Here is a 24,265-nt window from a genome sequence, read left to right as displayed (position 1 = left end):
GCGGAATGTGTCACGGACGGCACCGCAGCACCGCCACCGTCCTGCCCGAGCCGGGTCGGGTCGGCGATCATTTCGGGCGGCAAGGCGCGGCTGCTGCGGCGCGAGGGTGGCGGCCGGTCGCCAGCCCCGCCTGTGGAAAGTCTGGAGGGGGTCGGCTTGTTGCGCGCGTTCTTCACCTATTACCGCCCCTGGATGGGGCTTTTCTGGCTGGATTTCGGCTGCGCGGTGCTGTCGGGCCTGCTGGAGCTGGCCTTTCCTCTGGCCGTCACCGCCTTCATCGACCACCTGCTGCCCCGGGGCGACTGGGGGCTGACCATGCTGGCGGCGGCAGGATTGCTGGGGCTTTACGCGCTGAACGCCGGGCTGATGGCGATCGTCACCTATTGGGGCCACAAGCTGGGCATCAATATCGAAACCGAGATGCGCGCCCGCGCCTTCGACCATCTGACCCGGCTTTCCTGGCGCTGGTATGACCGCGCCCGCACCGGCAAGCTGGTGGCCCGCGTGACCCGCGACCTCGAGGAAATCGGCGAGGTCGCCCATCACGGCCCCGAGGACGCCTTCATCGCCATCATGACCTTCTTCGGCGCCTTCGCGCTGATGTTCGCGATCAACGCGCAGCTGGCGCTGATCGTGGCGCTGGTGGTGCCGGCGATGCTGGCGCTGGTCATCGTCTATGGCGGCCGCATGACCCGGACCTGGCAGGCGATCTATGCCCGCGTCGGCGATTTCAACGTCCGGCTGGAGGAGACGCTCGGCGGCGTCCGCGTGGTGCAGGCCTTCGGGAACGAAGCGCATGAAACCGGGCTTTTCGCCGCCGACAACCAGCGTTACCGCACCGCCAAGCTCGACGCCTATCGCATCATGGCCGGATCGCTGGCGCTGCAATACATGGGGCTGCGGCTGGTTCAGGTCGTGGTCATGGTCGCCGGCGCCGGCTTCGTGCTGGCGGGCGAGCTGACCACCGGCGGCTTCGTCGGCTTCCTGCTGCTGGTCGGCGTGTTCTACCGGCCGCTGGAAAAGATCGCCGCGGTGATCGAGACCTATCCGCGCGGCATCGCCGGCTTCCGCCGCTATCAGGAACTGCTGGCGACCGAGCCCGAGATCCGCGACGCCCCGGACGCCCTGCCCGCCCCGGCGCTGCGGGGCGACATCCGCTTCCAGGGCGTCAGCTTCGCCTATGACGAAAGCCGCCCGATCCTGCAGGGCATCGACCTGCAGATCCGCGCCGGCGAGACGGTGGCCTTCGTCGGCCCTTCGGGCGCCGGCAAGACCACGCTGCTGGCACTGCTGCCGCGCTTCTACGAACCGACCGCCGGGCGCATCGCCGTGGACGGGATCGCGCTGGACCGCATGCAGCTGCACAGCCTGCGCCGGCAGATCGGGCTGGTCAGCCAGGACGTGTTCCTGTTCGGCGGCACGCTGCGCGAGAACATCGCCTATGGCCGGCTGGGCGCCTCGGAGACCGAGATCATGCAGGCGGCACGGCAGGCGCAGCTCGGCCCGCTGGTCGAGAGCCTGCCGGACGGGCTCGACACCATCGTCGGCGAACGCGGGGTGATGCTGTCGGGCGGACAGAAGCAGCGCGTCGCCATCGCCCGCGCCTTCCTGAAGAACCCGCCGATCCTGATCCTGGACGAGGCGACATCGGCGCTGGACAGCCAGACCGAGCGCGAGATCCAGTCGGCACTGGACGCGCTGGCGGTCGGGCGCACGACGCTGGTGATCGCCCATCGGCTGGGCACCATCCGCCATGCCGACCGCATCGTCGTCATGTCCGGCGGCCGCATCGTCGAGGTCGGGCCGCATGACGGGCTGATCGCGCAGGGCGGCGTCTATGCCCGACTGGCGGGATGAGCAGCCCGGCCGCGCGGCTTCTCGGAGCGGTCGTCGCGTGCTGGCCAAGCGGATCAGACGCTGCGCGGGACCACCGGCTTGCAGTTCCGCGCCGGCGGCAGGGTGGATCGCGGTGATGCACGGCCGAACCTGACCGCGTTTTTGCCTCGCACCCCATGCTGATATGCGGCGGCTCGGCGCGGCTCTGGAAAGCGATACCCGGGTGCTGCCCCATGCCGCGGGCGCGGGCCTGCGACCCAAGGCCGCGCCGGGATTTACAGGCACGGGCCGCCATCGCCATACTGCCCCTGACCGGCGTCGGGCCGGCCGCGGGCGGAGGTGTCGGGATGCACGCGATGGTCCTTGAACAGATCGGCACGCCGCTGGTCTGGACCGAATTGCCGGACCGCCGGCCCGGGCCGGGCGAGATCCGCGTCAGGGTTTCGGCCTGCGGGGTCTGCCGTACCGATCTGCATGTGGTCGATGGCGAACTGCGCGACCGCCACCTGCCGGTCGTCCCCGGCCACGAGATCGTCGGCCGCGTCGACGCGCTCGGCCCCGGCGTGACCGGGCTGCGACCGGGCGAGCGCGTGGGCATTCCCTGGCTTGGCCATACCTGCGGCGCCTGCCCCTATTGCCGGGCCGGGCAAGAGAATCTTTGCGATGCGCCGCAGTTCACCGGCCATACCCGCGATGGCGGCTATGCGACCGCGGCCATCGCGGATGCACGATTCGCCTTTCCGCTGGGCGAGGCGGGCGAGGACGTGGCCCTGGCGCCGCTGCTCTGCGCCGGGCTGATCGGCTGGCGTTCGCTGATGATGGCAGGCGAGGCGCGGCGGCTTGGGCTTTACGGTTTCGGCGCCGCGGCACATATCGTCGCGCAGGTGGCGAAATGGCAGGGCCGTCAAGTCCAGGCCTTCACGAAACCCGGCGACCGGGCCTCGCAGGAATTCGCGCTGAGCCTCGGCGCGGAATGGGCCGGAGGCGCGGACGAAGCCCCGCCCGAGCCGCTGGACGCCGCGATCATCTTCGCCCCGGTCGGCGATCTGGTCCCGGCGGCGCTGCAGGCGGTGCGCAAGGGCGGCCGCGTGGTCTGCGCCGGCATCCACATGAGCGACATTCCGGCATTCCCCTATGCGCTGCTGTGGGAGGAGCGCCAGCTCGTTTCGGTGGCGAACCTGACGCGGCAGGACGGGCTCGATTTCCTTGGCCTCGCCCCGCGCATCGGCATCCGAACCCGAACCACCGCCTATCCGCTGCGCGACGCCAACCGGGCACTGGCAGACCTGCGGGCCGGCCGTTTCGACGGCGCGGCGGTGCTGGTACCATGATCCGATCCCCGAACGCGTGCCGGCATGACCTAGAATGCGGCCGTTCCGACCGACGCGCCCGCCTTCCGACCGCAACGGCACGACCTGCCATGCCAAGGCCCGCATGCCCGAGGCGGCCACGGCGCGGCTGAACGCCGGCGGTTCGTTTGCGGTGCAGAACCTGCGGAAGCCGATCTTTGCGGCGGGCACCGAACACGGTCACATTACGATCACGTCGCGCCGTGGCGATCGCCCTGCCAGATCCGCGATCCGGCCGATACCGAGCCGACCTTTGTACCGGCCAGCGCCGGGCGCGATGTCGGGATCATCCGCCCGCCGCCTGGCTCAGTGCGATGGCCTCCATGGCCATCATCCGCTCCTCGTCGGCGGGGATCACCAGCGTCTCGAACCGGCCGAGCGGGGCCATGCGGCGCAGGATCGCCTCGCGCACCGGCGCGGCGTTCTCGCCGATGCCGCCGGTAAAGACCATGGCGTCGATCCCGCCCAGCGACACCGCCAGCGCCGCGGCGGCCTGGGCACATTTCACCGCGAAGAAGTCCAGGGCAAAATGCGACTCGGGCGTCCCGTCCGCCAAAAGCGCCGCGACATCGTTCGACTTGCCCGACAGGCCCAGCAAGCCCGAGCGGTTGTAGATCAGGTCCTCGATCTCCTCGACCCGCATGCCGAAGCTGCGCTGCATCAGCAGGATCGCGCCGGGATCGACGGCGCCCGAGCGCGTGCCCATCGGCACCCCATCCACCGCCGTCATGCCCATGGTGGTATCGACGCTGCGCCCCCCGCGCATCGCGCACAGGCTGGCGCCATTGCCCAGATGCGCGGCGATCACCCGGCCCTGATGCAGGGCCGGGTGCTGCTTGGCCAGCACATGCGCCAGCCATTGATAGGACAGGCCGTGAAAGCCGTAGCGGCGGAGGCCCTTGTCGTAATATTCGGGCGGCAGGGCGAAATGCGTGAAAAGCGGGTCGCGCCCGGTATGGAAGGCGGTGTCGAAACAGGCCACGTCCGGCACCGCGCCCACCAGCCGGCGCGAGGCGGCAATGGCGGCCAGGTTGTGCGGCTGATGCAGCGGCGCCAGCGGGATCAGCGCCTGCAGATCCTGCAGCACCTGCGGCGTGATCAGCGTCGAGCGGGTGTATTTCGTCCCGCCATGCACGATGCGATGCGCGACCGCCCGCATCCGCCAGCCGTCGTCATGCGCGTCGACGAAATCCAGCAACGCCTGCAGCGCGGCGGCATGATCCGAGCCGCGCGGCAGGGCCAGCCGCGTCTCGGGCCCGTGCGTCAGCGCGGCGCGCAACTCGGCTTCGCCGCCGATGCGGCTGACCGCGCCCCGCGCCAGCAGGGCAAGACCATCATGGGCGAAGACCCGGAACTTGAGGCTGGACGACCCGGCATTCAGCGTCAGGATCGTCGGGATCACTTCACCAGCCCCCTGGCGCGGGCATCGGCCATCAGCACCGCCAGCGCGCAGGACAGCAGCCGCGCCCGCACGGAATCGGCGCGGCTGGTCAGGATCACCGGCACCCGCGCGCCCAGCACGATCCCCGCCGCGTCGGCGCCGCCCAGAAAGATCATCTGCTTGGCCAGGATGTTGCCGGATTCGATGTCCGGCACCAGCAGGATGTCCGCCTGACCGGCGACCGGGGACAGGATGCCCTTTTCGCGCGCCGCCGCGGCGCTGATGGCATTGTCGAAGGCCAGCGGCCCGTCCAGCACCGCATCGGTGATCTGGCCGCGATCGGCCATCTTGCAAAGCGCGGCGGCATCCAGCGTGGCCTGCATCTTGGGGTTGACCGTCTCGACCGCGGCCAGGATCGCGACATTGGGCCGGGCGGGCCCCCAGAGCACGCGCCAGAGCCCGACGGCGTTCTGCACGATATCGGCCTTCATCGACAGGTCCGGCGCGATGTTCACCGCCGCGTCGGTGATGATGAAGGGGCGCGGGTAATCCTCGGTCAGCATCAGAAAGGCGTGGCTGATCCGCCGTTCGGTCCGCAGCCCGCATTGCGGGTGGATCACGGCGCCCATCAGCTCGTCGGAATGCAACGAGCCTTTCATGATCGCGCCGACCTGCCCGGCTGCCGCCATCTGCGCGGCCCGGGCGGCCGCGGCGTGGCTGTGCTCGGTATCGACGATCTCATGGGCGTCGGGGGGCTGGCCGGCCTCGGCCAGGGCAGCAGCGATGCGGACCGCGGGGCCGATCAGCACCGGCTCGATCAGCCCGGCGCGAACCGCATCGGTCAGCGCCTCGAAAACGGTCGGCTGCACCGGATGGACGACGGCGGTGCGCAGCGGCGGCAGACCGGCGCAGCGGTCCATCAGGGCCTGATACTGGTCGGTCATGCGGGCTTCCTTTCCTGGATCGGCGCACCGGGTGCCGCGGCAAGGACGATAGGGATCGAACGGGCCGCGGCAACCGTCAGCGCGCCGTCGGGTCGAAAATGTCGCGGCCGGTCGGATGATCAGCAGGGTGCCGCCAGCAACCGGGCCATTTCCGCGCGCAGTTCGGACAGTTCGAAGGGCTTGGCGATGAACCCGTCGGCGCCCATGGCCAGGCCCTTGCGCCGCTCGACCACCGAGCCGCGGGCGGTCATCATCAGCACGCGCACACCCTTCAGCGCCGGATCGGCGCGGATCTCCTGCACGATCTGGTAGCCCGAGACATCGGGCAGCATCACGTCCAGCAGCACCAGATCCGGCTGCATGTCGCGGATGCGCGCCACCGCACCGGTGCCCGTCGCCATGCGGTCATGGCTGTGGCCCTCGCGCGTCAGCAGGAAGTCCAGCACCACGGCGATATTGTCCTCATCCTCGACCACAAGGATCCTGGCCATGTCTGACCTCCCCGGGGATGGAGCGGCCGCGTCGCAGGGACGCGGCCACCATTGTCGCAGCTTGGCCGGGCGGATCGCGCCGCCCGGGGCCGGATGATCAATCGGCGAAGATGTCTTTCTTGTGGGTGCCGCCCGGCACGAACAGCGCGCCGATCACCACCGTCATCACCGCCACCGCGATGGCGTACCACAGGCCGGCATAGATGTTGCCCGATTGCGCCGAGATGGCGAAAGCGGTCGCCGGCAGCAGGCCGCCGAACCAGCCGTTGCCGATATGATAGGGCAGCGACAAGCCGGAATAGCGGATGCGGGTCGGGAACAGTTCCACCAGCATCGCCGCGATCGGACCGTAGACCATCGTCACCAGCAGGATCAGATAGGTCAGGATCACCACGATCATCAGCTTTTGCGGGGTGAAGATGTCAAGGAAGTGATTCGCCTTGGCCACGGTGTCGTTCTTCTCGGCCACCAGCGGATAGCCGGCCGCGTTCAGGGCGTCGTTCACCGACTTCTCGAAGCCGGCCTTGGTGGCGGCCAGTTCCTCGCCGGACAGGGCGGCAGCGTCGTAGGAGGCGATCACCGTGTCGCCGATCTTGATCTCGGCATTTGTGCCGGGCTCGGCCGCCACGGTCTCATAGTTGACCGAGGACTTGGCCAGCATCGCCTTGGCGATGTCGCAGGGCGAGGTGAACTTGGCGGTGCCGGTCGGGTTGAACTGGAACGAGCACGTATCCAGATCCGCCGTCACCGTCACCGGCGTCTGCTGCGCCGCATAAAGCGCCGGGTTCGCGGTCTTGGTAAGCGCGTGGAACACCGGGAAATAGGTCAGCGCCGCCAGCAGACAGCCGCCCAGGATGATCGGCTTGCGGCCGATCTTGTCCGACAGCGCGCCGAAGAACAGGAAGCCGCCGGTGCCCAGGATCAGCGACCAGGCCACGAAGACGTTGGACGAGAAGCTGTCGACCTTGATGACGTTCTGGATGAAGAACAGCGCGTAGAACTGGCCCGAATACCAGACCACGGCTTGACCCGCCGTCAGGCCCAGCAGGGCGATCAACGCAATCTTGCCGTTCTTCCAGGTGCCGAAGGCCTCGCGCAGCGGAGCCTTGGACTGCGCGCCCTCTTCCTTCATCTTCTTGAAGGCCGGGCTCTCGTTCATCTGCAGCCGGATATAGAGCGAGACCAGCAGCAGGAAGATCGAGCCCAGGAACGGAATCCGCCAGCCCCAGAGGTCGAAGGCCTTGATCATCTTGGCCGTGCCGTCGGGGTTCAGCACCGCCTGGCCGGCGGCGTCCAGAACCGGCGTCGGCTCCCAGTTGCCGTTGACATAGCCCTGCACCAGCAGGATCACGATCAGCGACAGCAGCAGGCCCAGCGTGGCGGTGGTCTGGATGAAAGCGGTGAAATAGCCGCGCTGCCCCTGGGGCGCGTGCTCGGCCACGTAGACGGCGGCGCCGCCATATTCGCCGCCCAGCGCCAGGCCCTGGGCCATGCGCAGTGCGATCAGGATGATCGGCGCGGCGACGCCCCAACTGTTGTAGCTGGGCAGCAAGCCGACCAGGAAGGTCGAGCAGCCCATGATCAGGATCGTGGCAAGGAAGGTGTATTTCCGCCCGATCAGGTCGCCCATGGCGCCGAAGACCAGCGCGCCGAAGGGACGTACGATGAAACCGGCCGCAAAGGCCAGCAGGGCGAAGACGTTGCGCGTCGCCTCGGGAAAGGCGGTAAAGAACTGCGCCCCGATGATTGCCGCGAGCGAGCCGTAAAGGTAGAAGTCATACCATTCGAAGATGGTGCCCGCGGAGGAGGCAAGGATCACCTTCTTCTCCTCCCGCGTCATCGGGCGAGAGCGCACCGATGCGATATCCGTCTGGTTATAGGCCATATGGTTCCTCCCCATTATGCCAACCTTCGGCTGGCAGATGCTGGGCATGCAGGGACACGGCCCTTTCGACGCGCGGTCGAAAGAGTGGGCGGAAGGCAGCGCCCTTCCCCGATGCCGGTATCCGCCCCGTGGGCGGCCTTTCCTCCGCCGAGCCCGGCGATGATCGTCCGGGCGCGGCGTCTCCCCTTTGCTTCGGTCCCCGCGCGGGGGCCGGGTGGTGCCGCGGATGGGTTTCTCCGCGGCGACCGGTGATCGTCAGGCCCGGTTCATCCGGTTTTCGATCAGTTCATCCACGACGCCGGGATCGGCCAGCGTCGAGATGTCGCCCAGGGCGCCGAAATCGTCCTCGGCGATCTTGCGCAGGATGCGGCGCATGATCTTGCCCGAGCGGGTCTTGGGCAGGCCGGGCGCCCATTGGATCAGGTCCGGCTTGGCGATGGGTCCGATCTCGGTGCGCACCCATTTCTCGAGGTCGGCGCGCAGCTCGTCGCTGGGCACGACGCCGTTCATCAGCGTGACATAGGCATAGATGCCCTGCCCCTTCAGCGGGTGCGGATAGCCGACCACCGCAGCCTCGGCGACCTTCTCATGCGCGACCAGGGCCGATTCGACCTCGGCGGTGCCCATGCGGTGGCCCGAGACGTTGATCACGTCGTCGACCCGGCCGGTGATCCAGTAATAGCCGTCCTCGTCCCGGCGGCAGCCGTCGCCGGTGAAGTAATAACCGGGATATTGCTGGAAATAGGTCTCCATGAAGCGCTGATGGTCGCCCCAGACGGTGCGCATCTGCCCCGGCCAGCTGTCGGCGATGCACAGCACGCCCTCGGCCGGGTTCCCCTCCTGCATCGCGCCCGAGGCGGCGTCGAGCACTGCCGGCTTGATGCCGAAGAACGGCAGCGTGGCCGAGCCCGGCTTGGTCTGGATGGCGCCGGGGATCGAGGTGATCATGTGGCCGCCGGTCTCGGTCTGCCACCAGGTGTCGACGATCGGGCAGCGGCCCTTGCCGACATGCTTGTCATACCAGATCCAGGCCTCGGGGTTGATCGGCTCGCCCACCGTGCCCAGCACCCGCAGGCTGGACAGGTCGTGCTTCTCGACCCATTCCGGTCCCTGTCCCATCAGCGCGCGGATCGCGGTCGGCGCAGTGTAGAACTGGTTGACCTTGTGCTTCTCGCACACCGCCCAGAAACGACCGGCATCGGGCCAGGTCGGCACGCCCTCGAACATCAGCGTGGTGGCGCCGTTGGCCAGCGGGCCGTAGACGATATAGCTGTGGCCGGTGACCCAGCCCACGTCGGCGGTGCACCAGAAGATGTCGCCTTCCTTGTAGTCGAAGACATATTCGTGGGTCATCGCCGCGAAAAGCAGGTAGCCGCCAGTGGAATGCACCACGCCCTTGGGCTTGCCGGTCGAACCCGAGGTGTAGAGGATGAACAGCGGATCCTCGGCATTCATCGGACGCGGCGGGCATTCCGGGCTGACCTGTTCCATCATGGCCAGCACGTCCACGTCGCGCCCGTCGATCCAGGTGGTCTGGTCGCCGGTATGCTTGACGACCAGGCAGCGCACCCGGTCCGAGCAATGCAGCAGCGCCGCATCGGCATTCGATTTCAGCGCCGTGCGCCGGCCGCCGCGCGGTGCGGTGTCGGCGGTGACGACCAGCTTGGCGCCGCAATCGTTGATGCGGTTCGCCAGCGCGTCAGGCGAGAAGCCGGCGAAGACGATGGAATGGATGGCGCCGATGCGGGCGCAGGCCAGCATGGCATAGGCCGCCTCGGGGATCATTGGCATATAGATCACCACCCGGTCGCCGCGCATCACGCCCTGGCTCAGCAGGACATTGGCCATGCGGTTCACCTTTTCCGAAAGCTCGGCATAGGTGATGTGGCGCGCCGGCATTTTCGGGTCGTCCGGCTCGAAGATGATCGCGGTCTGGTCGGCGCGCTTGGCCAGGTGCCGGTCGATGCAGTTGACCGAGGCGTTGAGGATCCCGTCCTCGAACCACTTGATCGACACGTTGCCCATGGTGAAATCGGCATTCTTCACCGTGCTGTAGGGGTGAATCCAGTCGAGGCGCCGGCCTTCCCGACCCCAGAACCCGTCCGGATCCGAGATCGATTCGGCATACAGGCGGGCATAATCGGCCGGTTGCAGATGGGCATCCTCGAAACCGGCGGGAATGGGGTGTTTCGCAACATTTTCAACAGACATGGCGGGCCTCCTTTACTCGCGATGCGGTGGGTTCCGGGCGCCCGCACTCTCCTCAAAGTGCCGCAACCGGGCGTCGGAGCCCCGATTGCCGGGATGTTAATATGATTTCAAGTTTTCAGTAAACCATTTTTTGAAAAGGATATTTTTGTGAATAAATTGACGAACCATCCGGATATCTTGTAAATATTTCACACCCAACCGCCAGAACCACATCGCTGCGCTGCGCAGTCAATCCGGTCTTCTCCCTCATTCCTGGCCAACCTCAGGTTTATCGGGCCGATGAGCTTCCTACCGGGCCGGCTCTCCTCCAGCGGCGCCTCAGCCCGCATCCTATTCCCGCAAGGCGCTGATATCTTCCACCGTGGCCACGCCGCCGCCGAGCAGCACCAGGCGCGCGCCGTCGGCCGCAAGCTCGACCCCGGTGACCCGGGTATAGGCCCCGACATTCCGCGTCGACAGGACCTCGCCGTCTTTCGTCGCCTCGACGCGGAAGCTGTAGAGCCCGGCCGGAAGCAGCTCGCCATTCGCCCGCTTGCCCTGCCAATCCACTTCCCCCGATCCCAGGCCGATGCTTTCCCGTAGGATCTCGTTGCCCTGCTCGTCCAGGGTGACCAGCGTCATGGCCTCGGCATTCGCCACCCCGTCGATCTGCAAGGTCAGGGGCGAACGGTCGAACCAGACCGGTGCGCTGGTCCGCACCTCCCGGCCGATCCAGTCGGAAAGCCGGCCCAATTCGCCGCCGCCCGAGCCTTGCAGCAGTTGCTTCAGCAGCAGGTTGGTCTGCACCTGCTGCTCGACCCCCGAGAAGGTCGCGAGCTGCACGGCAAACTCCGTCCCCTCCATCGGGTTCAGCGGATCCTGGTTCTTGATCTGGGTGGTCAGCATCTTGAGAAAGGTCTCGAACTGGCTTGCCGCCTCGGCCTGCGCCGTACCGGAAGGCAGCGTCGGTTGACTGGAGGAATACCCCAGGCCGGACGTATTGGTTATGCTGGTCATGATCATCCCTAGATTCTGATGTCGATCTGCCGAGCCATGCCCGGTCGGACCGCGGGTGCGGCGCCCGCCGCCAGAAAAGCCGTGTCGGCAACGCAACTCGGATTTGCGCCTCTGCCCATCGTGACTGCCTGTCGCTCGCGCCGCTCGCCCCCGCCCGAGAAGGAGAGGTCTGCGCCCGGCAGACCAGCCTCGCGCAGTTCCTTTTGCAGCGCATCGGCATTTCTCCTGAGCAGCTCGAAGGTCTCCAAGCGTTCTGCATGGACCGCGACCGAGGGCTTTTCCCCCGCCACGATCACCAGGCGGACCTTGCCCAGTTCCTCCGGCGACAGCGTGATCTCGACAACATCCTTCTGGCCCTCGGCCAGCTTGTCCGAAATCTGGCCCAGGACATTTTGCGCATCGACGACCGCGGTCCTGACATGCCGGTCCGGCAAACCATGCGCAGGTTCCGGCGGCGGCCGCCCGCTCAGCAGCGACACGCTGACTGTTCCCTGATCCGGCAGCCCGGGATCGAGGCGGCTTTCGGCGCCATCCGCAAGCCGTCCCTGATCATCCGACACTGGGACGGCGAGCGCGGATTCCTCAATCGCACCCTGATCAGCAACGCCCCGGACCGGAACCTTGGATTTTGCATCATGCTCCTGGCCGCGCGGTGTTTCGCCGGCCGCGAACCGATGCCTGCCCTCAAGATCGCCCGCCTTCCCGGCGTCGTCCCTTGCCGAAGCCTGCCTCTCCGTTTCGGACATTTCCTCCACTGGCTGACCCTGCGCAGGATCCGCATCATGCGGATGTCTGCCCGTATCCGCCCCGGAATCCGCCTCGGACAGGTTGGTCTCGCCCCTGCGGAGACGAAAATCGGTCTCAACGAGAACCAGTTCCTTTTCCGCCTCAGGCGCAGGGGTCTCGGCTATCGCTACGGCTGGAGGACCGGGCGTCACCACCTCTGCGTCCCGCTCTGGCGCATCGGCATCCAGCAGGTCCGACAAAGCCAATTCGAATTCTCCATCCTGCGCAATCTCCTCGGCAGCAGGCAAATCGACCAGTTCAGCGAACGCCCCCGCGCCCTGGCCGTTCGCTTTGTACGTTTCTGTCGGCAAGCCGACCGCAGGGCCGCCAGCCTGTTGGCACGCGATTTCCATCCGGTTTCCTCATTTCCTGCACACACCCGACCTGATCGGACCATGCCACAACAGGATTACCAAATATTTACCCATGCAGCGTAAAGTCCGGTATCGAGAAAGTTTTCATGAACAGGAGATGAAAAAATGAATGTATCTTCAATCGCCGCCGGCAACCCGACCAACCAAAACCCAAGGCGAGAACTTTCGGATGGTCTTGAACAGGCATTTCTTTCCGAAATGTTAAAATATGCCGGGCCGCGCGAATCGCAGGGGGAATTCGGTGGCGGCATCGGTGAATCGCAATTTTCCAGCCTCATGAACGACGCCTATGCCGAGATCATGAGCCGAACCATGGACATGAGTTTTCTTTCCGGAACCGGTGTGAAAAATGACTGAAGCATTACTTCTTCTCGATCAGGCGAGGCGACATCTGATCGCGTCCGAGGCCGATCTCGCCTTGGAAAAAATGCAGCGATTCGAGAAATTGCTTGCCGCAGGGAACTTGCCGAAGGGCGGCGTCGAGGCATGCGCTGAAGCGTTGCAGGCGATCCGGGCGCTGGCCGAAGCCGCGCGCGAGGGGATCACCGCCGCGAAACGTCAGATCGCCGAAATCACGGCCATTTCCCGAAACCTGGATACCTATGATCACCAAGGCAAAAAGCTCGGCCGGCTCGCGGTTCCGCACCGGGAGAAAAGGTTTTGAATAAAATTCTCGAGGCATTCCGCTTGAGGATCCAGAGGCTTTCAGTTTTTATTCATCTCTGACGGATACACCCGGAACGGTGACGAAGAGCACCGGGAATATCCCGCAGGTCAGAAGGCCAAAATATTCAGCATGGGTAAAACAGCCCAAGAAATGGAGACAAAATGTCCAGCATTCTGACCAACAGCAGCGCCCTGGTCGCCCTTCAGACCCTGAAAGGCATCAACTCGAATCTGGCGAAGGCCCAGGACGAGATCTCGACCGGCAAGAAGGTCGCCAACTCGCAAGATAACGCGGCAGTCTGGTCGATTTCCAAGGTGATGGAGACCGATCAGAACAGCTTCAAGACGATTCAGAGCAACCTGAATCTGGCCGAAGCCGTCGTTTCGACCGCGCGCAACGGAGCCGATCAGATCTACGAGCTGCTCGACGAAATGAAGCAACTGGCGCTCGGCGCCGGTAGTGATGCCAACGACTTCTCCACCGTTCAGGCCGACATCGTCGCGAAGAAGGCCCAGATCACCAGTGTGATCAACGCTTCCCAGATGAACGGCGTCAACCTGCTCAAGACTAACCCGCTGCCGGGCGCGACCCAGTTCTCGGTTCTGGGGTCGCTGGATCGGACCTCGGGGACCGTTGCGACCGCGGCGACATCGATCACCGTTGCCTCGGTCGATTTCGAGGCCGATATCGATGCCGCCACCATCACGCCGATCACCAACAGCACGACGGCCGCGACGGCAATCGGCCAGATCGAGGCGCTGATGAACCTGGCCAAAGAAGGCTCGGCCAAGCTGGGCACTGCAGCCAAGCGCATCAACGACCAGTCGACCTTCGTGGGCAAGCTTGCGGATTCGTTGAAACTGGGGGTGAGCGCCCTGGTGGACGCCGATATGGAGGAAGCCTCGGCCCGGCTGCAGGCTCTGCAAACCCAGCAGCAACTGGGCGTCCAGGCGCTGTCGATTGCCAACCAGGCGCCGCAGACCATCCTGTCGCTGTTCCGCTGACACCAAGAAGGGCGCCTCCTCAGGGCGCCCTTTCACATAACCTAGAACGGGCCCTCCTGCATGAGCTTCATCCCTTTCAAAACCAATAAGATCGCCTTCGAGTCGCAGCATATCCGCACCCCTCGCGATAACGAGTATCTGATCTTTTCCCGCGTGACGCGGCAGCTGCAGCATGCCGCGTCATGCGTTGATCGGCGCGTGGTGATCGAAGCCGTGAACGCCAATAACGAGCTTTGGACGACTCTCTTGGCCGATCTGTCGGAACCCGGCAACGGCCTGCCAGACCCGATCAAGGCCGGCCTGCTCTCTCTCGCGATCTTTTCGATCAGACAAGGCCATCGAGTGCTCGCCGAAAGCGCGTCGACTGACGTTCTCATCGACATCAACCTGCGGATGATGAAGGGCCTGAGGGGCGAGGTGCAGCCATGACGGGACTCATACTGAAACTGGCCCCTCATGAACGAGTGCTGATCAACGGCGCAGTCATCGAGAATGGGGATCGGCGGGCAAGGATCGCCATCAAGACGCCACACGCAAATATTCTGCGTATCAAGGACGCTATCCACCCGGATGCAGTCAACTCTCCGGTCGCCAGGCTCTGCTATATCTGCCAGATGATTTTGACCGGTGACGCCCCCCCTGATGAGGGCCGTCGGCAAATCATCTTCGGGATCGAACGGCTTTCCCAGATTTTCACCGACGATGATAGCAAGGGGCTTCTGTCACGCGCCATCGAAAACCTGAACGCCAGGGAGGACTACCACGCTTTGAAAAGCCTGAAAGCTCTTCTTCCTCGGGAAGCTGACTTGATAGCGCTTTATAGATCATGACGTATACGATCCAAGTAGGGAACGGCGGGTACGTCGGCTGGAAAGTCCTCGAACGGACAATGGCGAGACAACGCGAAGCTTTTTCACGCGACACCTCGACAACAGCAGATCGAAACTATTTCATTGAGCACATGCCAAACGTTCGGGGTGCTGACGATTTGATCAGAGACTACCGGTTAATGACCGTTACGCTTCGCGCCTTTGGTCTGGATGCAGACATAAATAACAAATTTTTCATCAAGAAAGTGCTCGAATCCAACCCGGACGACAGATCCAGTTTGGTGAATAGACTCTCGGACAAACGCTATCTGAAGTTGAACCAAGCCCTGAGTTTAAATCACTCAGAAGTGCACAACGCCACAAGAGTCCAAACAATTCTTGCGCAGTACGAGGAGCGATCCTTCGAAAAAAATATTGGTGAACGCTATCCAGAGATTGAGCTTACTCTGAATGCTCAACGAGAACTTCCCCAGATTGCATCATTGGAGATCAGCGAGAACGCAAAGTGGTACCAAATACTCGGCTCGAAGCCTTTGAGGCAGATATTTGAGAAGGCATACGGATTAGGAAGTAACTTTTCGTCTTTACCGATTGACAGACAATTGATGGAAATAAAATCAAAGGCAAAGATCAACTCCGGAAATGAATCGGTCGGCCAATTCCAAGCCGCGGAGACACGGGAATCCCTGCTCCGGCGTTATCTCTTGCGCAATCACATAAGCGTTTCATCCGAAAGTTCGCGTTTCACAACAGCACTCACCATACTTAGATCTTAGGTCATAATCCGTTGATCTTGACCCGCTTTATCACTTGCACCAGGGTTCGCAACATACTAACGAGCAGTTTCAGCGCCTGCTGGCCGACAACGACAGCACTTTCTCGATGAGCAGGGCGAAAAACGTCTGGGAAAATTTGGTGATGGTGGGTTTCTTCTCGGCGCTGAAGACCGAACACATAGCCGCAAAATTTACTGTATCCGCAAAGAGGCACATGTCGACGTGTTCGATTATATCGAGTGGTTCTACAGCCCGCGCGGGTGATATTCGAAACTGGACTGTCTCAGCCCCATGGGGTTAGAGGCCCAAGCTATGCTGGCTTAACCTGCTGTCCACGAAACCAGAAGCAGCTCAAATGGGCCAGCCCGGCCATGATCCGCGCGAAGCCTCTATGTCGCTCCATCACATTCGACGATTGTAGAGCATCTCCGGCAGGCCATACTCCAGAGGAGCATCACATTACCGTAACCCATTGCGATTGAAGAAGATTATTTCACTTAGAAATCGCCGGCCGCCAACGCGTGTTTTTGCCCGTTCGTCAGGGCAAGCCCCCTGGGCTGTTCTCTGATCTCCTCACATTGGAAAAGAAGGGCTGAAGGCGCGCCATCCGCGCATCGGTCAGCCAGAAGAGATTGCTCATCGATCAACCTCCGCGCGGAGGCTGAACCATGAGGATCAGGCAAAATCGATGGGTTCTGAGCCCGGACGCTTCTGGCGCCGCTTCGCCGGTGCCGTTAGATTGCACGCATGATGCTGAACATGATCGTTACAGGTGTGGATTCGGATCAGCCGCCGGTGCTGCTGGCGCATGGGCTGTTCGGGTCGGGGCGCAATCTCGGCGGGCTTGCCCGGCGACTCGGAGAGACCCGGCGGGTAATCGCGGTCGACATGCGCAACCATGGTGACAGCTTTCACGACACCGACCACAGCTATCCGGCGCTGGCCGGCGACCTGGCCGAGGTGATCGAGGCCTATGGCGGCCAAGCGGATGTGCTGGGCCATTCCATGGGCGGCAAGGCTGCAATGATGTTGGCCCTGACCCGCCCGGAATTGGTGCGGCGGCTGGTGGTCATGGACATCGCCCCCTTCGCCTATGGCCACAACCAGGCCGGCCATATCGACGCCATGGAGGCGACTGAGCTGGCCGGGCTGCGCCTGCGCTCCGAGGCCGACGCCCGGTTGGCCGAGCATGTCGTCGACGCCGGTGTGCGGGCCTTTCTGCTGCAATCTCTGGATCTGAAAGCCGATCCGCCACGCTGGAAGTTCAACCTTGTGGCGCTGCGCGATCAGATGCCGCTGCTGGTCGGCTGGCCCGAGGCCCCCCGGGGCACCTTCGCCGGGCCGGCGCTGTTTCTGACCGGAGAGACCTCGGATTATTGCCAGGCGCCGCAGCGCGAGGCGATCCATGCACATTTCCCGCAAGCCGAGATCCGGATGATTTCCGGTGCCGGGCATTGGCTGCACGCCGACCGCCCCGCCGAGGTGGCCGAGGCCGTCGCGGACTTTCTGGCCTAGGTTACGCACTCGTCAACGCCTAGGAAGTGTGGACAGTTATCTGAGCCATAGGATTGTTGCTGCGAGAGTGACGACGGCGAGATAGTGCCTTGCTGTTTTCTCGAAGCGAGTAGCGACACGGCAGAACTGCTTGAGCTTGGAGAAGCAGCATTCGACCAGATGGCGCTGTGCATAGAGATGCTTGTCGAGTGGATGTTTGCGAGCGTGAGGGATTGTTCGGGATGACTGCGACAGCGCCTTTGTCAGCGATAGCTTTGCGCAGACGGTCGCTGTCGTAGGCTGTATCGGCCAGCACGACTTCGGCTGGCAAGCCTTCGATCAGCGCATCGGCCTGCGGGGCATCTCCCTTTTGGCCAGCCGTGAGTGTGAAGCCCACCGGGCATCCCAGTCCGCGCACGGCCATGTGGATCTTGGTGCTCAGGCCGCCACGAGAACGGCCAAGGGCCTGATCTTCAGCCCCTTTTTTGCGCCCGAGGCGTGCTGATGGGCGCGGATGATGGTGGAATCGACGATCAGGTATTCAAAGTCCGGATCGTCCGACATCGACGCGAAGATGCGCCACCAAACGCCCTTATGACTCCAGCGGCTGAAACGACGGAAGACGCTGTTCCAGTCGCCGAACACCTCGGGCAGATTGCGCCAGGGCGAACCGGTGCGCACGATCCACAGAACCGCTTCCACGAACATCCGGTTGTCGCGACCCGAAGAACCTCGCGTCCGCTCGTCGCCGATGATGTGGTGCGATATCCGCTCCCACTGATCGTCCCGAAGGATCAGACGGTCCAGAACTCCCATAGCTGCCTCCAAAAGACAGCCTTGAATCTGATTTGCAAGCTCTTGAGAATCCCAAGAGTCCACACTTCCTAACGTGCTGTGCCGATCGCGGATTCAATCCAGTCAAAGAGGAGAGCAGCATGGCGCAACCGCGTTACGAGTCTACCGATTTCGATTGGTCGATCTTCGAAGCGCTTTGCCACACGAGCCGCGTGGGGTTGTTCGCGTGAGTGATCGCCGGGTTCTGAACGGCATCTGCTGACGGCAGAAAACCCGGTCGTCCTGGGAAAGAGCTACGGGACCATCGTAACCCGATACGAGAAGCGCGACACCAACTTTCCCGCACCGATCAAGCTCGCCGAAACTCGCATCTGACCCATCAATCATGACCGGCTTCTTCTTACGGCAGCATCCTCCGCCAGCCCGACCATCATCCACGCGAATCCTCATGCCCCATCGCTTCCGGCAATCGTAGGGCGTCCTTGGCTGGTCATATTCTTTCGATGCGCGCTTCCATAACAATGCATTGTTATATAATAATATTATTCCAATCGTCGCGCCCGGTGATCAACGCGCGGCTTGCTCGATGGTGGAAAAACCGTCCCTCGGACTGATTTCCGCGCTCCTCACCTTGGGCAAGAAGGGCTGAAGATGCGCCATCTGCGCATCGGTCAGCCGGGAATGAAAGCTCATCGATCCGTCCCTTCCGGAAGCTGAATCATGCGGGTCGCACAAAAAACGATGAGTCCCGGTCCTGGACGCCGGATCGGGATCACCCCGGCGGACAGCGCAGCGACAGCCGCGCCTCGCCGGTATCGCCGGGGATGCGGCTGCGCAGGCTGTTGGGGATCGCTCGGCAGCCGGTGGTGCGCTCGGCAGCGATCACCATCAGCTCCGGAACCGCCATGCGTTCGCGCCGTGTCAGATAGCCAAGGCGGATCACCTCGGCCTCATGGGGTTTCTGGAACACGGCAAAGCGGATGCCGTCCAGGGTGATGTCATGCCGTGTCGCGCCAAGGAATAGCGGCGCCGGCGAGGCACAGGCCGAAAGCGACAGGACAAGAAACAGAATCACACGCATGCACCGACCCTAGCCGCAAGTGGTTAAGGAAGTGCTAAGATGTGGCGGAACCACGCGCCGGCGCCGGCGTTGAGGCGCGAGCCCATCCTTGCAGGAGATTGAATATGCGTCGAATTCTTCGAGTCACCCCGGTTCTCGCCCTGCTGGCGCTGGCGGCGTGCCAGACGGTGCAGGGCGCGGGGCGCGACATGCAGAGCGCCGGACAAGCCATCACGCGCGAGAGCCAGGAGGCGCAGTCCGGGCTGTAGGGCCTCAGCCGCGGGGCGCGCATTGCGCGCAGAAGGGCGTGTCGGGGATCAGGTCGAGGCGCGGCGCGGCGATGTCGTCGCCGCAGATGGTGCAATAGCCGTAATCGCCGGTCTCGATGCGGCGCAGCGCCGCCTCGATCCGCTTCAGCTCGGCCTGTTCCGCATTGCCAAGTGCTTGAAGAACCTGGTCATCTTCCTGTTCGATCGCGGCATCGTCCCAGTCCTGGGGCAAGGGATCGTCAAGCTCGTCCCGGATGCGGGCGAGATCGGCCAGGATGGCGTCGCGGCGCGCGGTGAGACTGATCTTACGGGCATGCAGGTCCATGGGATCCTCCGTTGAAACGGGCCGATCTTACGTTGCGTCCGGGCGGCCCGCCCTTGACTTGCGTCAAATCGAGGCCGGTTTTCCGGGGCGTGCCGGGCGTGCAGCGGGGGTGCACGGCGCGTACACCGTTCGTGCACCGTTCCCGCCATCGGCCGGGATCCGCCGGAAGCGCCCCCGGGACCGGGAGATTCCTTGCCGATGGCGGCGACGAATGCCCGCCTCTGGTTTGAGGGGTTTTCCGGCTGGTTTAGGCTTGGCGCATAAACGAGCAGCAAGAAAGGAACGAGCATGCGCCGGATTCTGACGATCGGGGTGCTGATGGCAGGAATGGCGGTCGCGGGTTGCGAGACCATGCAGGGCGCGGGGCGCGACATGCAGAGCGCCGGGGCGTTGCTGACCGACCAGGCGGCGAACAGCCAGGTGCAGATGGGACAGGCCCCCACGACCTATGCGCCGCCGGCGGTGACGCCGCAGCCCTATTGAGCCGGTAGCGCGGCTTTCACCGTTCCGGGCGGAACGGACGGCGCAGGCCGCGCGAACCGTCGCCCAAGCCATGCCGGCGGCGACCCGGCACCGGCATCGCAGGGCACGCGCCAGGGCTTGGGCGCCCAGGGTTCGGGGCGCCGAGCACCCGCGATCCCAGTATCGCGGGTCTGCACGATTCATTGGTTCCGAAACCGGAAACATGCTATGATCCGGGCACTTGCCTTGGTTCGCCCAAGGGGGGCGCCATGTCGGACACCCTGCTTTTGCTGATGCTCGTATTGGTCATTGCCCTGGTCAGCGTGATCGGGGGAATCGTCGCGCTGCTGAAACAGCAGGTCATCCTGGACAAGGACGGCAATCCCATCGAGATCGAGCTGCCGTGGTTCGGCAAGATCCGGACCAATTATCCGTCGCTTTTCGCCATCGCCCTGGGAATCGTTCTGGCGGGCTTCGTGTCCGCGAAGCTCGACCCGACCGTCGAGATCAGGAACATGTCGCTGATCGCCACGCTGGAGACCGACGACCTGCCCTCGGGCAGCTATGTCATGGTCGCGGCCTTTCCGCAGCGCTACCTGCGCGGCTCGAGCGAGCTTTTCAGGGACGGCAAAGGGTCCATCGAACTGTCGGTGGACGAGCCCGGCCCCTACAGCGTCGTGGCGCTGTCGCCGACCGAGTTCGACGGGGACGGCCGGCCGGTCTACACGGTCACGCAAGGCCCCGCGACATTCGACGCCACCAGCAGCCGGCTGCTGTTCACCGGCCGGCTGACGCGGAGCGGCGACCCGGGAGGCATGGAATGAGAGGAATGAGAGGCGCGACCCTGACCGCGGCGCTGCTGGCCATGGCGTTGCCGACGACCCCGGCAAACGCGGAAACGGCCCTTATCCAGGGCAAGCTGAAAGACGCTTTGGGACAGCCGGTCGCCGGCTATCCGATCGTCCTGGAAAACCGGACCAGCACCGCGCAGGGCTGGTCGAGCAATATCGGCTTCACCTCGGCGGAGGGGGAGTTCTCGATCTCGGTGGACCAGCCGGGAAACTATGTCGCGAAACTGCCGACCGATCCCGCGGCCACCGCCAGCTTTCAGGTCCTGCCCGACCTGTTCATCAACGCGGACGATCCGCAGGCCGCCCGGCAGGACATCGGCGTCATCCTGTTGCCCAAGCAATAGGCTGCCCGGAACGGCGGGATATCCCCGCCGCGCCGCTCAGCCGTCCATCTTCAGCGCCTGGATGAAGGCGGTCTGCGGAATCTCGACCTTGCCGAACTGGCGCATCTTCTTCTTGCCGGCCTTCTGCTTCTCCAGCAGCTTCTTCTTGCGCGTCGCGTCGCCGCCGTAGCATTTCGCGGTCACGTCCTTGCGCATCGCCGAGAGCGTCTCGCGCGCGATCACGCGCGAACCGATGGCGGCCTGAATCGGGATCTTGAACATGTGGCGCGGAATCAGCTCCTTGAGCTTTTCCACCATCGCCCGGCCGCGCGATTCGGCGCGGTCGCGATGCACCATGATCGACAGCGCATCCACCGGCTCGTCATTGACCAGGATCGACATCTTGACCAGAAAATCCTCGCGATATTCGCTGATCTGGTAGTCGAAGCTGGCATAGCCCTTGGTCACCGATTTCAGCCGGTCGTAGAAGTCGAACACCACCTCGGCCAGCGGCAGGTCATAGACCACCATGGCGCGGTTGCCGGCATAGGTCAGGTCCATCTGGATGCCGCGGCGATCCTGGCAGAGTTTCAGCACGTCGCCCAGATATTCGTCGGGCACCATGATCGTGGCCTTGATGCGCGGCTCTTCGATATGGTCGACATAGGTCAGGTCGGGCATGTCGGCGGGGTTGTGCAGGTCGCGCACCTCGCCATCCTTCATGTGCAGCTTGAACACCACCGAAGGCGCGGTGGTGATCAGGTCCAGATCGTATTCGCGTTCCAGCCGGTCGCGGATCACCTCGAGATGCAGAAGCCCCAGGAAACCGCAGCGGAAGCCGAAGCCAAGCGCCGCCGAGGTCTCCATCTCATAGCTGAAGCTGGCGTCGTTCAGCGCGAGTTTCTCGATGGCGTCGCGCAGGGCCTCGAAATCGTTGGCATCGACCGGGAACAGGCCGCAGAACACCACCGGCTGCGCCGGTTTGAAGCCGGGCAGCGGCGCCTCGGCGCCCTTGCGTTCATGGGTGATGGTGTCGCCGACGCGGGTGTCGCGGACCTGCTTGATCGAGGCGGTGAAGACGCCGATCTCGCCCGGGCCCAGCTCGGCGATGTCCTGCATCTGCGGGCGCAGCACCGCCAGCTTGTCGATGCCGTAAACGGCGCCGGTCTGCATCATCTTGATGCGGTCGCCCTTTTTCACCACGCCGTCCATGACGCGGATCATGACGACGACGCCCAGATAGGCGTCATACCATGAATCGACCAGCATCGCCTTGAGGGGCGCGTTGCGGTCGCCTTTCGGGGCCGGCAGGCGGGTGACGATGGCCTCCAGCACATCGGGGATGCCAAGGCCGGTCTTGGCCGAGATCGGGATCGCGTCGGACGCGTCGATGCCGATCACGTCCTCGATGTTTTCCTTGACCCGCTCGGGTTCGGCGGCGGGCAGGTCGATCTTGTTCAGCACCGGGACGATCTCGTGACCGGCGTCGATGGCCTGATAGACATTGGCCAGGGTCTGCGCCTCGACCCCCTGGCTGGCATCGACGACCAGCAGGCTGCCTTCGACGGCGCGCATGCTGCGGCTGACCTCATAGGCGAAATCGACATGGCCGGGCGTGTCGATCAGGTTCAGCACATAGGTGCGCCCGTCCTTGGCCGGATAGTCGATCCGGACGGTGTTGGCCTTGATGGTGATGCCCCGCTCGCGCTCGATATCCATGCTGTCCAGCAGCTGGGCCTTCATGTCGCGTTCGGCGACCGTGCCCGTCAGCTGGATCAGCCGGTCGGCCAAGGTGGATTTGCCGTGGTCGATATGGGCCACGATCGAGAAATTGCGGATGAGGTCAAGGTCGGTCATGGCCGGGCTATACAAGGGCTTTGGCGTTGCGGAAAGGGGGTTCGAGAGGCGGCTCAGGAGATGGCGACGAAACCGGCCTCGCGCAGCCGGCGCCGGCGCAGCGCCGCCTCGCGCCACATGGTGTAGCAGCCCGAGGCGACGATGATCGCGGCGCCGGCCAGTGTCGCCGCGTCCGGATGCTCGCCGAAGACCAGGAAGGCCAGGATCAGGGCGAAGACCAGCCGGGCATAGCGATAGGGGGCGAGCGCCGAGGCCTCGCCCAGCCGGGTGGCGGCGACCAGCAGCGCATAGCCGCCGACGCCGACGGTGATGCAGGCCAGGACCAGCAGCCATTGCCGCGGGCTGGGCATGACGAAGTCCTGCCCCAGCACCAGCCCCATCAGCACCGAGGCGATCAGGATGGCGAAGAAGGCCGAGGCGGCCAACTGGTCGGAATGGATATGCGCCGGCACGCGGCGGGTGGCAATGTCGCGCGCCGCCAGCCCCAGCACCGCCAGCAGCGCCATCAGCGACACCGGTTGGAAGCCCGCCAGCCCCGGCCGGATGACCAAGAGCACGCCGAGAAAGCCGGCGATGATCGCGCTCCAGCGCCGCCAGCCGACCGGTTCGCCCAGAAACAGCGCCGCGCCCAGCACGATGGCCAAGGGCAGCGCCTGCATGATCGCCGCGGTCGAGGAGAGCTCCGTCAGCGCCAGCGCCACCACGATGCCGATCGAGCCCACCGCCTCCATCAGGCCGCGGAACAGCACGATGGGGCGGAGGAGGTCGCGGGTGAACAGCCGCCCGCCCTTGAGCTTCAGCATGGCGCCGAAGGCCAGGAAGCCCAGAAGCCCGATCAGGCCCAGCACCTGCGCAAAGGGCAGCTCGGCCGAGAGCAGCTTGATGAACATGTCCTCGAAGGCGAACAGCACCATCGAGACGACCATCAGGATCGCGCCACGGAAGTTTTCGGTGACCATCGGTCGCAGCCTCGTGAGGGGGAGTTGCGCCCGCGGCGCCGGACCGCGATCATAGGCCGGTTCCCGGCCGGGCGAAAGGCCCGGGCGAAGGGGAAAGCGCGAAAGGATGCAAAGATGAAGTTCCGCGTCGAGGACATGAGCTGCGGCCATTGCACGGCCGCCATCGAGAAGGCGGTGGCCGAGGCGGGCGGCCGGGCGGCCACCGATCTCGCCGCCCGCAGCGTCACGGTCGAGGGGCTGGACCCGGCCCGCGCCGCGGCGGTGATTCGCGCCGCCGGCTATACGCCGGAACCGGCCTGAGCCGGCGGCCGGCGCGGCGCGGCGCGCATATCTTGGGGGT

The 24,265-nt window shown here is 64.4% G+C and carries 27 protein-coding genes and 2 pseudogenes; 14 read left to right on the top strand and 15 right to left on the bottom strand.

Annotated features, from left to right (window positions below):
* The first annotated feature begins 156 nt into the window (after positions 1-156).
* Positions 157-1,857: an ABC transporter ATP-binding protein gene (locus NBE95_RS08795; RefSeq protein ID WP_289893522.1), complete on the top strand. Its 1,701-nt coding sequence runs from the start codon at positions 157-159 to the stop codon at positions 1,855-1,857.
* 326 nt (positions 1,858-2,183) lie between these two features.
* Positions 2,184-3,167, top strand: coding sequence for a zinc-dependent alcohol dehydrogenase family protein (locus NBE95_RS08790; protein ID WP_289893521.1), 984 nt, complete (start codon positions 2,184-2,186; stop codon positions 3,165-3,167).
* Between the two features lie 304 nt (positions 3,168-3,471).
* On the opposite strand, the gene NBE95_RS08785 is transcribed toward NBE95_RS08790, so the two are convergent.
* The 8 genes from NBE95_RS08785 to NBE95_RS08750 form a co-directional block, all read right to left on the bottom strand.
* A complete protein-coding gene (locus tag NBE95_RS08785) occupies positions 3,472-4,587 on the bottom strand; it encodes an acetate/propionate family kinase (RefSeq protein ID WP_289893520.1) in 1,116 nt (371 codons plus the stop codon).
* On the bottom strand, positions 4,584-5,510 hold the full coding sequence (locus tag NBE95_RS08780; RefSeq protein WP_289893519.1) for a bifunctional enoyl-CoA hydratase/phosphate acetyltransferase: 927 nt from the start codon (positions 5,508-5,510) through the stop codon (positions 4,584-4,586). Before NBE95_RS08780 ends, NBE95_RS08785 begins: the two co-directional genes overlap by 4 nt.
* A 119-nt stretch (positions 5,511-5,629) precedes the next feature.
* On the bottom strand, positions 5,630-6,001 hold the full coding sequence (locus NBE95_RS08775; protein WP_289893518.1) for a response regulator: 372 nt from the start codon (positions 5,999-6,001) through the stop codon (positions 5,630-5,632).
* 97 nt (positions 6,002-6,098) lie between these two features.
* On the bottom strand, positions 6,099-7,841 hold the full coding sequence (locus NBE95_RS08770) for an MFS transporter (protein ID WP_289893517.1): 1,743 nt from the start codon (positions 7,839-7,841) through the stop codon (positions 6,099-6,101).
* A 300-nt stretch (positions 7,842-8,141) separates the two neighbouring features.
* Positions 8,142-10,097: an acetate--CoA ligase gene (gene acs / locus NBE95_RS08765; protein WP_289893516.1), complete on the bottom strand. Its 1,956-nt coding sequence runs from the start codon at positions 10,095-10,097 to the stop codon at positions 8,142-8,144.
* Between the two features lie 115 nt (positions 10,098-10,212).
* Complete coding sequence (locus NBE95_RS08760) at positions 10,213-10,347, bottom strand: hypothetical protein (protein WP_289893515.1); 135 nt, start codon at positions 10,345-10,347, stop codon at positions 10,213-10,215.
* 80 nt (positions 10,348-10,427) lie between these two features.
* The gene (locus NBE95_RS08755) at positions 10,428-11,093 is read right to left on the bottom strand and encodes a flagellar hook capping FlgD N-terminal domain-containing protein (protein WP_289893514.1); all 666 of its coding nucleotides are present in this window, start codon (positions 11,091-11,093) and stop codon (positions 10,428-10,430) included.
* An 8-nt stretch (positions 11,094-11,101) separates the two neighbouring features.
* The gene (locus NBE95_RS08750) at positions 11,102-12,232 is read right to left on the bottom strand and encodes a flagellar hook-length control protein FliK (RefSeq protein WP_289893513.1); all 1,131 of its coding nucleotides are present in this window, start codon (positions 12,230-12,232) and stop codon (positions 11,102-11,104) included.
* Positions 12,233-12,358: 126 nt separating this feature from the next.
* Between NBE95_RS08750 and NBE95_RS08745 the strand changes: the two genes are divergently transcribed.
* The 6 genes from NBE95_RS08745 to NBE95_RS08720 all read left to right on the top strand — a co-directional run bounded on the left by NBE95_RS08745 (position 12,359) and on the right by NBE95_RS08720 (position 15,530).
* Complete coding sequence (locus NBE95_RS08745; RefSeq protein ID WP_289893512.1) at positions 12,359-12,610, top strand: hypothetical protein; 252 nt, start codon at positions 12,359-12,361, stop codon at positions 12,608-12,610.
* On the top strand, positions 12,603-12,917 hold the full coding sequence (locus NBE95_RS08740) for a hypothetical protein (protein WP_289893511.1): 315 nt from the start codon (positions 12,603-12,605) through the stop codon (positions 12,915-12,917). Before NBE95_RS08745 ends, NBE95_RS08740 begins: the two co-directional genes overlap by 8 nt.
* 164 nt (positions 12,918-13,081) lie before the next feature.
* The gene (locus NBE95_RS08735) at positions 13,082-13,924 is read left to right on the top strand and encodes a flagellin (RefSeq protein ID WP_289893510.1); all 843 of its coding nucleotides are present in this window, start codon (positions 13,082-13,084) and stop codon (positions 13,922-13,924) included.
* A gap of 60 nt (positions 13,925-13,984) precedes the next feature.
* On the top strand, positions 13,985-14,353 hold the full coding sequence (flaF, locus tag NBE95_RS08730) for a flagellar biosynthesis regulator FlaF (protein WP_289893509.1): 369 nt from the start codon (positions 13,985-13,987) through the stop codon (positions 14,351-14,353).
* On the top strand, positions 14,350-14,754 hold the full coding sequence (locus NBE95_RS08725; protein ID WP_289893508.1) for a flagellar biosynthesis repressor FlbT: 405 nt from the start codon (positions 14,350-14,352) through the stop codon (positions 14,752-14,754). Before flaF ends, NBE95_RS08725 begins: the two co-directional genes overlap by 4 nt.
* On the top strand, positions 14,751-15,530 hold the full coding sequence (locus tag NBE95_RS08720; RefSeq protein ID WP_289893507.1) for a DUF1217 domain-containing protein: 780 nt from the start codon (positions 14,751-14,753) through the stop codon (positions 15,528-15,530). The genes NBE95_RS08725 and NBE95_RS08720 overlap by 4 nt, the downstream gene beginning before the upstream one ends.
* Positions 15,531-15,935: 405 nt before the next feature.
* On the opposite strand, the pseudogene NBE95_RS08715 reads toward NBE95_RS08720, so the two are convergent.
* Positions 15,936-16,170: pseudogene (locus NBE95_RS08715) on the bottom strand (hypothetical protein); the annotation flags it as partial.
* Positions 16,171-16,280: 110 nt separating this feature from the next.
* Between NBE95_RS08715 and NBE95_RS08710 the strand changes: the two are divergent.
* The gene (locus NBE95_RS08710) at positions 16,281-17,045 is read left to right on the top strand and encodes an alpha/beta fold hydrolase (RefSeq protein WP_289894863.1); all 765 of its coding nucleotides are present in this window, start codon (positions 16,281-16,283) and stop codon (positions 17,043-17,045) included.
* Positions 17,046-17,081: 36 nt separating this feature from the next.
* On the opposite strand, the pseudogene NBE95_RS08705 reads toward NBE95_RS08710, so the two are convergent.
* The 3 genes and pseudogenes from NBE95_RS08705 to NBE95_RS08695 all read right to left on the bottom strand — a co-directional run bounded on the left by NBE95_RS08705 (position 17,082) and on the right by NBE95_RS08695 (position 18,900).
* Positions 17,082-17,840 (bottom strand): annotated as a pseudogene (locus tag NBE95_RS08705) (IS5 family transposase).
* A 546-nt stretch (positions 17,841-18,386) separates the two neighbouring features.
* On the bottom strand, positions 18,387-18,512 hold the full coding sequence (locus NBE95_RS08700; RefSeq protein WP_289893506.1) for a hypothetical protein: 126 nt from the start codon (positions 18,510-18,512) through the stop codon (positions 18,387-18,389).
* A 79-nt stretch (positions 18,513-18,591) separates the two neighbouring features.
* Positions 18,592-18,900, bottom strand: coding sequence for a hypothetical protein (locus NBE95_RS08695; RefSeq protein ID WP_019353618.1), 309 nt, complete (start codon positions 18,898-18,900; stop codon positions 18,592-18,594).
* Positions 18,901-19,004: 104 nt separating this feature from the next.
* Between NBE95_RS08695 and NBE95_RS08690 the strand changes: the two genes are divergently transcribed.
* Complete coding sequence (locus NBE95_RS08690) at positions 19,005-19,148, top strand: entericidin A/B family lipoprotein (RefSeq protein WP_289893505.1); 144 nt, start codon at positions 19,005-19,007, stop codon at positions 19,146-19,148.
* 4 nt (positions 19,149-19,152) lie between these two features.
* Here NBE95_RS08690 and NBE95_RS08685 read toward each other — a convergent pair whose 3' ends face one another.
* A complete protein-coding gene (locus NBE95_RS08685) occupies positions 19,153-19,473 on the bottom strand; it encodes a TraR/DksA family transcriptional regulator (protein ID WP_289893504.1) in 321 nt (106 codons plus the stop codon).
* A gap of 288 nt (positions 19,474-19,761) precedes the next feature.
* Between NBE95_RS08685 and NBE95_RS08680 the strand changes: the two genes are divergently transcribed.
* From NBE95_RS08680 to NBE95_RS08670, 3 genes are all read left to right on the top strand, one after another.
* On the top strand, positions 19,762-19,956 hold the full coding sequence (locus NBE95_RS08680) for an entericidin A/B family lipoprotein (protein WP_289893503.1): 195 nt from the start codon (positions 19,762-19,764) through the stop codon (positions 19,954-19,956).
* Positions 19,957-20,204: 248 nt separating this feature from the next.
* The gene (locus NBE95_RS08675) at positions 20,205-20,759 is read left to right on the top strand and encodes a hypothetical protein (RefSeq protein ID WP_289893502.1); all 555 of its coding nucleotides are present in this window, start codon (positions 20,205-20,207) and stop codon (positions 20,757-20,759) included.
* Between the two features lie 5 nt (positions 20,760-20,764).
* Positions 20,765-21,130 carry a carboxypeptidase-like regulatory domain-containing protein gene (locus tag NBE95_RS08670; RefSeq protein ID WP_289893501.1) on the top strand — a complete coding sequence of 122 codons (366 nt, stop codon included), beginning with the start codon at positions 20,765-20,767 and terminating at the stop codon, positions 21,128-21,130.
* 36 nt (positions 21,131-21,166) lie between these two features.
* Here NBE95_RS08670 and lepA read toward each other — a convergent pair whose 3' ends face one another.
* The gene (gene lepA, locus NBE95_RS08665) at positions 21,167-22,966 is read right to left on the bottom strand and encodes a translation elongation factor 4 (RefSeq protein WP_289893500.1); all 1,800 of its coding nucleotides are present in this window, start codon (positions 22,964-22,966) and stop codon (positions 21,167-21,169) included.
* Between the two features lie 53 nt (positions 22,967-23,019).
* Positions 23,020-23,925: a DMT family transporter gene (locus NBE95_RS08660; protein WP_289893499.1), complete on the bottom strand. Its 906-nt coding sequence runs from the start codon at positions 23,923-23,925 to the stop codon at positions 23,020-23,022.
* 114 nt (positions 23,926-24,039) lie between these two features.
* Here NBE95_RS08660 and NBE95_RS08655 point away from each other — a divergent pair, with 114 nt between their 5' ends.
* Positions 24,040-24,225, top strand: coding sequence for a cation transporter (locus tag NBE95_RS08655; RefSeq protein ID WP_289893498.1), 186 nt, complete (start codon positions 24,040-24,042; stop codon positions 24,223-24,225).
* Positions 24,226-24,265: the final 40 nt, after the last annotated feature.

Source organism: Paracoccus sp. TOH (assembly GCF_030388245.1).
Classification (GTDB): domain Bacteria; phylum Pseudomonadota; class Alphaproteobacteria; order Rhodobacterales; family Rhodobacteraceae; genus Paracoccus; species Paracoccus simplex.
This window is presented reverse-complemented; position numbering and strand designations above follow the sequence as displayed.

Bases quoted from the DNA above. Each gene is read 5' to 3' on its own strand.
- NBE95_RS08745 (WP_289893512.1), top strand. From the start codon at position 12,359: ATGAATGTATCTTCAATCGCCGCCGGCAACCCGACCAACCAAAACCCA.
- NBE95_RS08720 (WP_289893507.1), top strand. From the start codon at position 14,751: ATGACGTATACGATCCAAGTAGGGAACGGCGGGTACGTCGGCTGGAAA.
- NBE95_RS08780 (WP_289893519.1), bottom strand. From the start codon at position 5,510: ATGACCGACCAGTATCAGGCCCTGATGGACCGCTGCGCCGGTCTGCCG.
- NBE95_RS08695 (WP_019353618.1), bottom strand. From the start codon at position 18,900: ATGCGTGTGATTCTGTTTCTTGTCCTGTCGCTTTCGGCCTGTGCCTCG.
- NBE95_RS08760 (WP_289893515.1), bottom strand. From the start codon at position 10,347: ATGAGGGAGAAGACCGGATTGACTGCGCAGCGCAGCGATGTGGTTCTG.
- NBE95_RS08660 (WP_289893499.1), bottom strand. From the start codon at position 23,925: ATGGTCACCGAAAACTTCCGTGGCGCGATCCTGATGGTCGTCTCGATG.
- NBE95_RS08790 (WP_289893521.1), top strand. From the start codon at position 2,184: ATGCACGCGATGGTCCTTGAACAGATCGGCACGCCGCTGGTCTGGACC.
- acs (WP_289893516.1), bottom strand. From the start codon at position 10,097: ATGTCTGTTGAAAATGTTGCGAAACACCCCATTCCCGCCGGTTTCGAG.
- NBE95_RS08690 (WP_289893505.1), top strand. From the start codon at position 19,005: ATGCGTCGAATTCTTCGAGTCACCCCGGTTCTCGCCCTGCTGGCGCTG.
- NBE95_RS08740 (WP_289893511.1), top strand. From the start codon at position 12,603: ATGACTGAAGCATTACTTCTTCTCGATCAGGCGAGGCGACATCTGATC.
- NBE95_RS08680 (WP_289893503.1), top strand. From the start codon at position 19,762: ATGCGCCGGATTCTGACGATCGGGGTGCTGATGGCAGGAATGGCGGTC.
- NBE95_RS08725 (WP_289893508.1), top strand. From the start codon at position 14,350: ATGACGGGACTCATACTGAAACTGGCCCCTCATGAACGAGTGCTGATC.
- lepA (WP_289893500.1), bottom strand. From the start codon at position 22,966: ATGACCGACCTTGACCTCATCCGCAATTTCTCGATCGTGGCCCATATC.
- flaF (WP_289893509.1), top strand. From the start codon at position 13,985: ATGAGCTTCATCCCTTTCAAAACCAATAAGATCGCCTTCGAGTCGCAG.
- NBE95_RS08685 (WP_289893504.1), bottom strand. From the start codon at position 19,473: ATGGACCTGCATGCCCGTAAGATCAGTCTCACCGCGCGCCGCGACGCC.
- NBE95_RS08755 (WP_289893514.1), bottom strand. From the start codon at position 11,093: ATGACCAGCATAACCAATACGTCCGGCCTGGGGTATTCCTCCAGTCAA.
- NBE95_RS08655 (WP_289893498.1), top strand. From the start codon at position 24,040: ATGAAGTTCCGCGTCGAGGACATGAGCTGCGGCCATTGCACGGCCGCC.
- NBE95_RS08670 (WP_289893501.1), top strand. From the start codon at position 20,765: ATGAGAGGCGCGACCCTGACCGCGGCGCTGCTGGCCATGGCGTTGCCG.
- NBE95_RS08710 (WP_289894863.1), top strand. From the start codon at position 16,281: ATGCTGAACATGATCGTTACAGGTGTGGATTCGGATCAGCCGCCGGTG.
- NBE95_RS08775 (WP_289893518.1), bottom strand. From the start codon at position 6,001: ATGGCCAGGATCCTTGTGGTCGAGGATGAGGACAATATCGCCGTGGTG.
- NBE95_RS08700 (WP_289893506.1), bottom strand. From the start codon at position 18,512: ATGAGCTTTCATTCCCGGCTGACCGATGCGCAGATGGCGCATCTTCAG.
- NBE95_RS08750 (WP_289893513.1), bottom strand. From the start codon at position 12,232: ATGGAAATCGCGTGCCAACAGGCTGGCGGCCCTGCGGTCGGCTTGCCG.
- NBE95_RS08675 (WP_289893502.1), top strand. From the start codon at position 20,205: ATGTCGGACACCCTGCTTTTGCTGATGCTCGTATTGGTCATTGCCCTG.
- NBE95_RS08735 (WP_289893510.1), top strand. From the start codon at position 13,082: ATGTCCAGCATTCTGACCAACAGCAGCGCCCTGGTCGCCCTTCAGACC.
- NBE95_RS08770 (WP_289893517.1), bottom strand. From the start codon at position 7,841: ATGACGCGGGAGGAGAAGAAGGTGATCCTTGCCTCCTCCGCGGGCACC.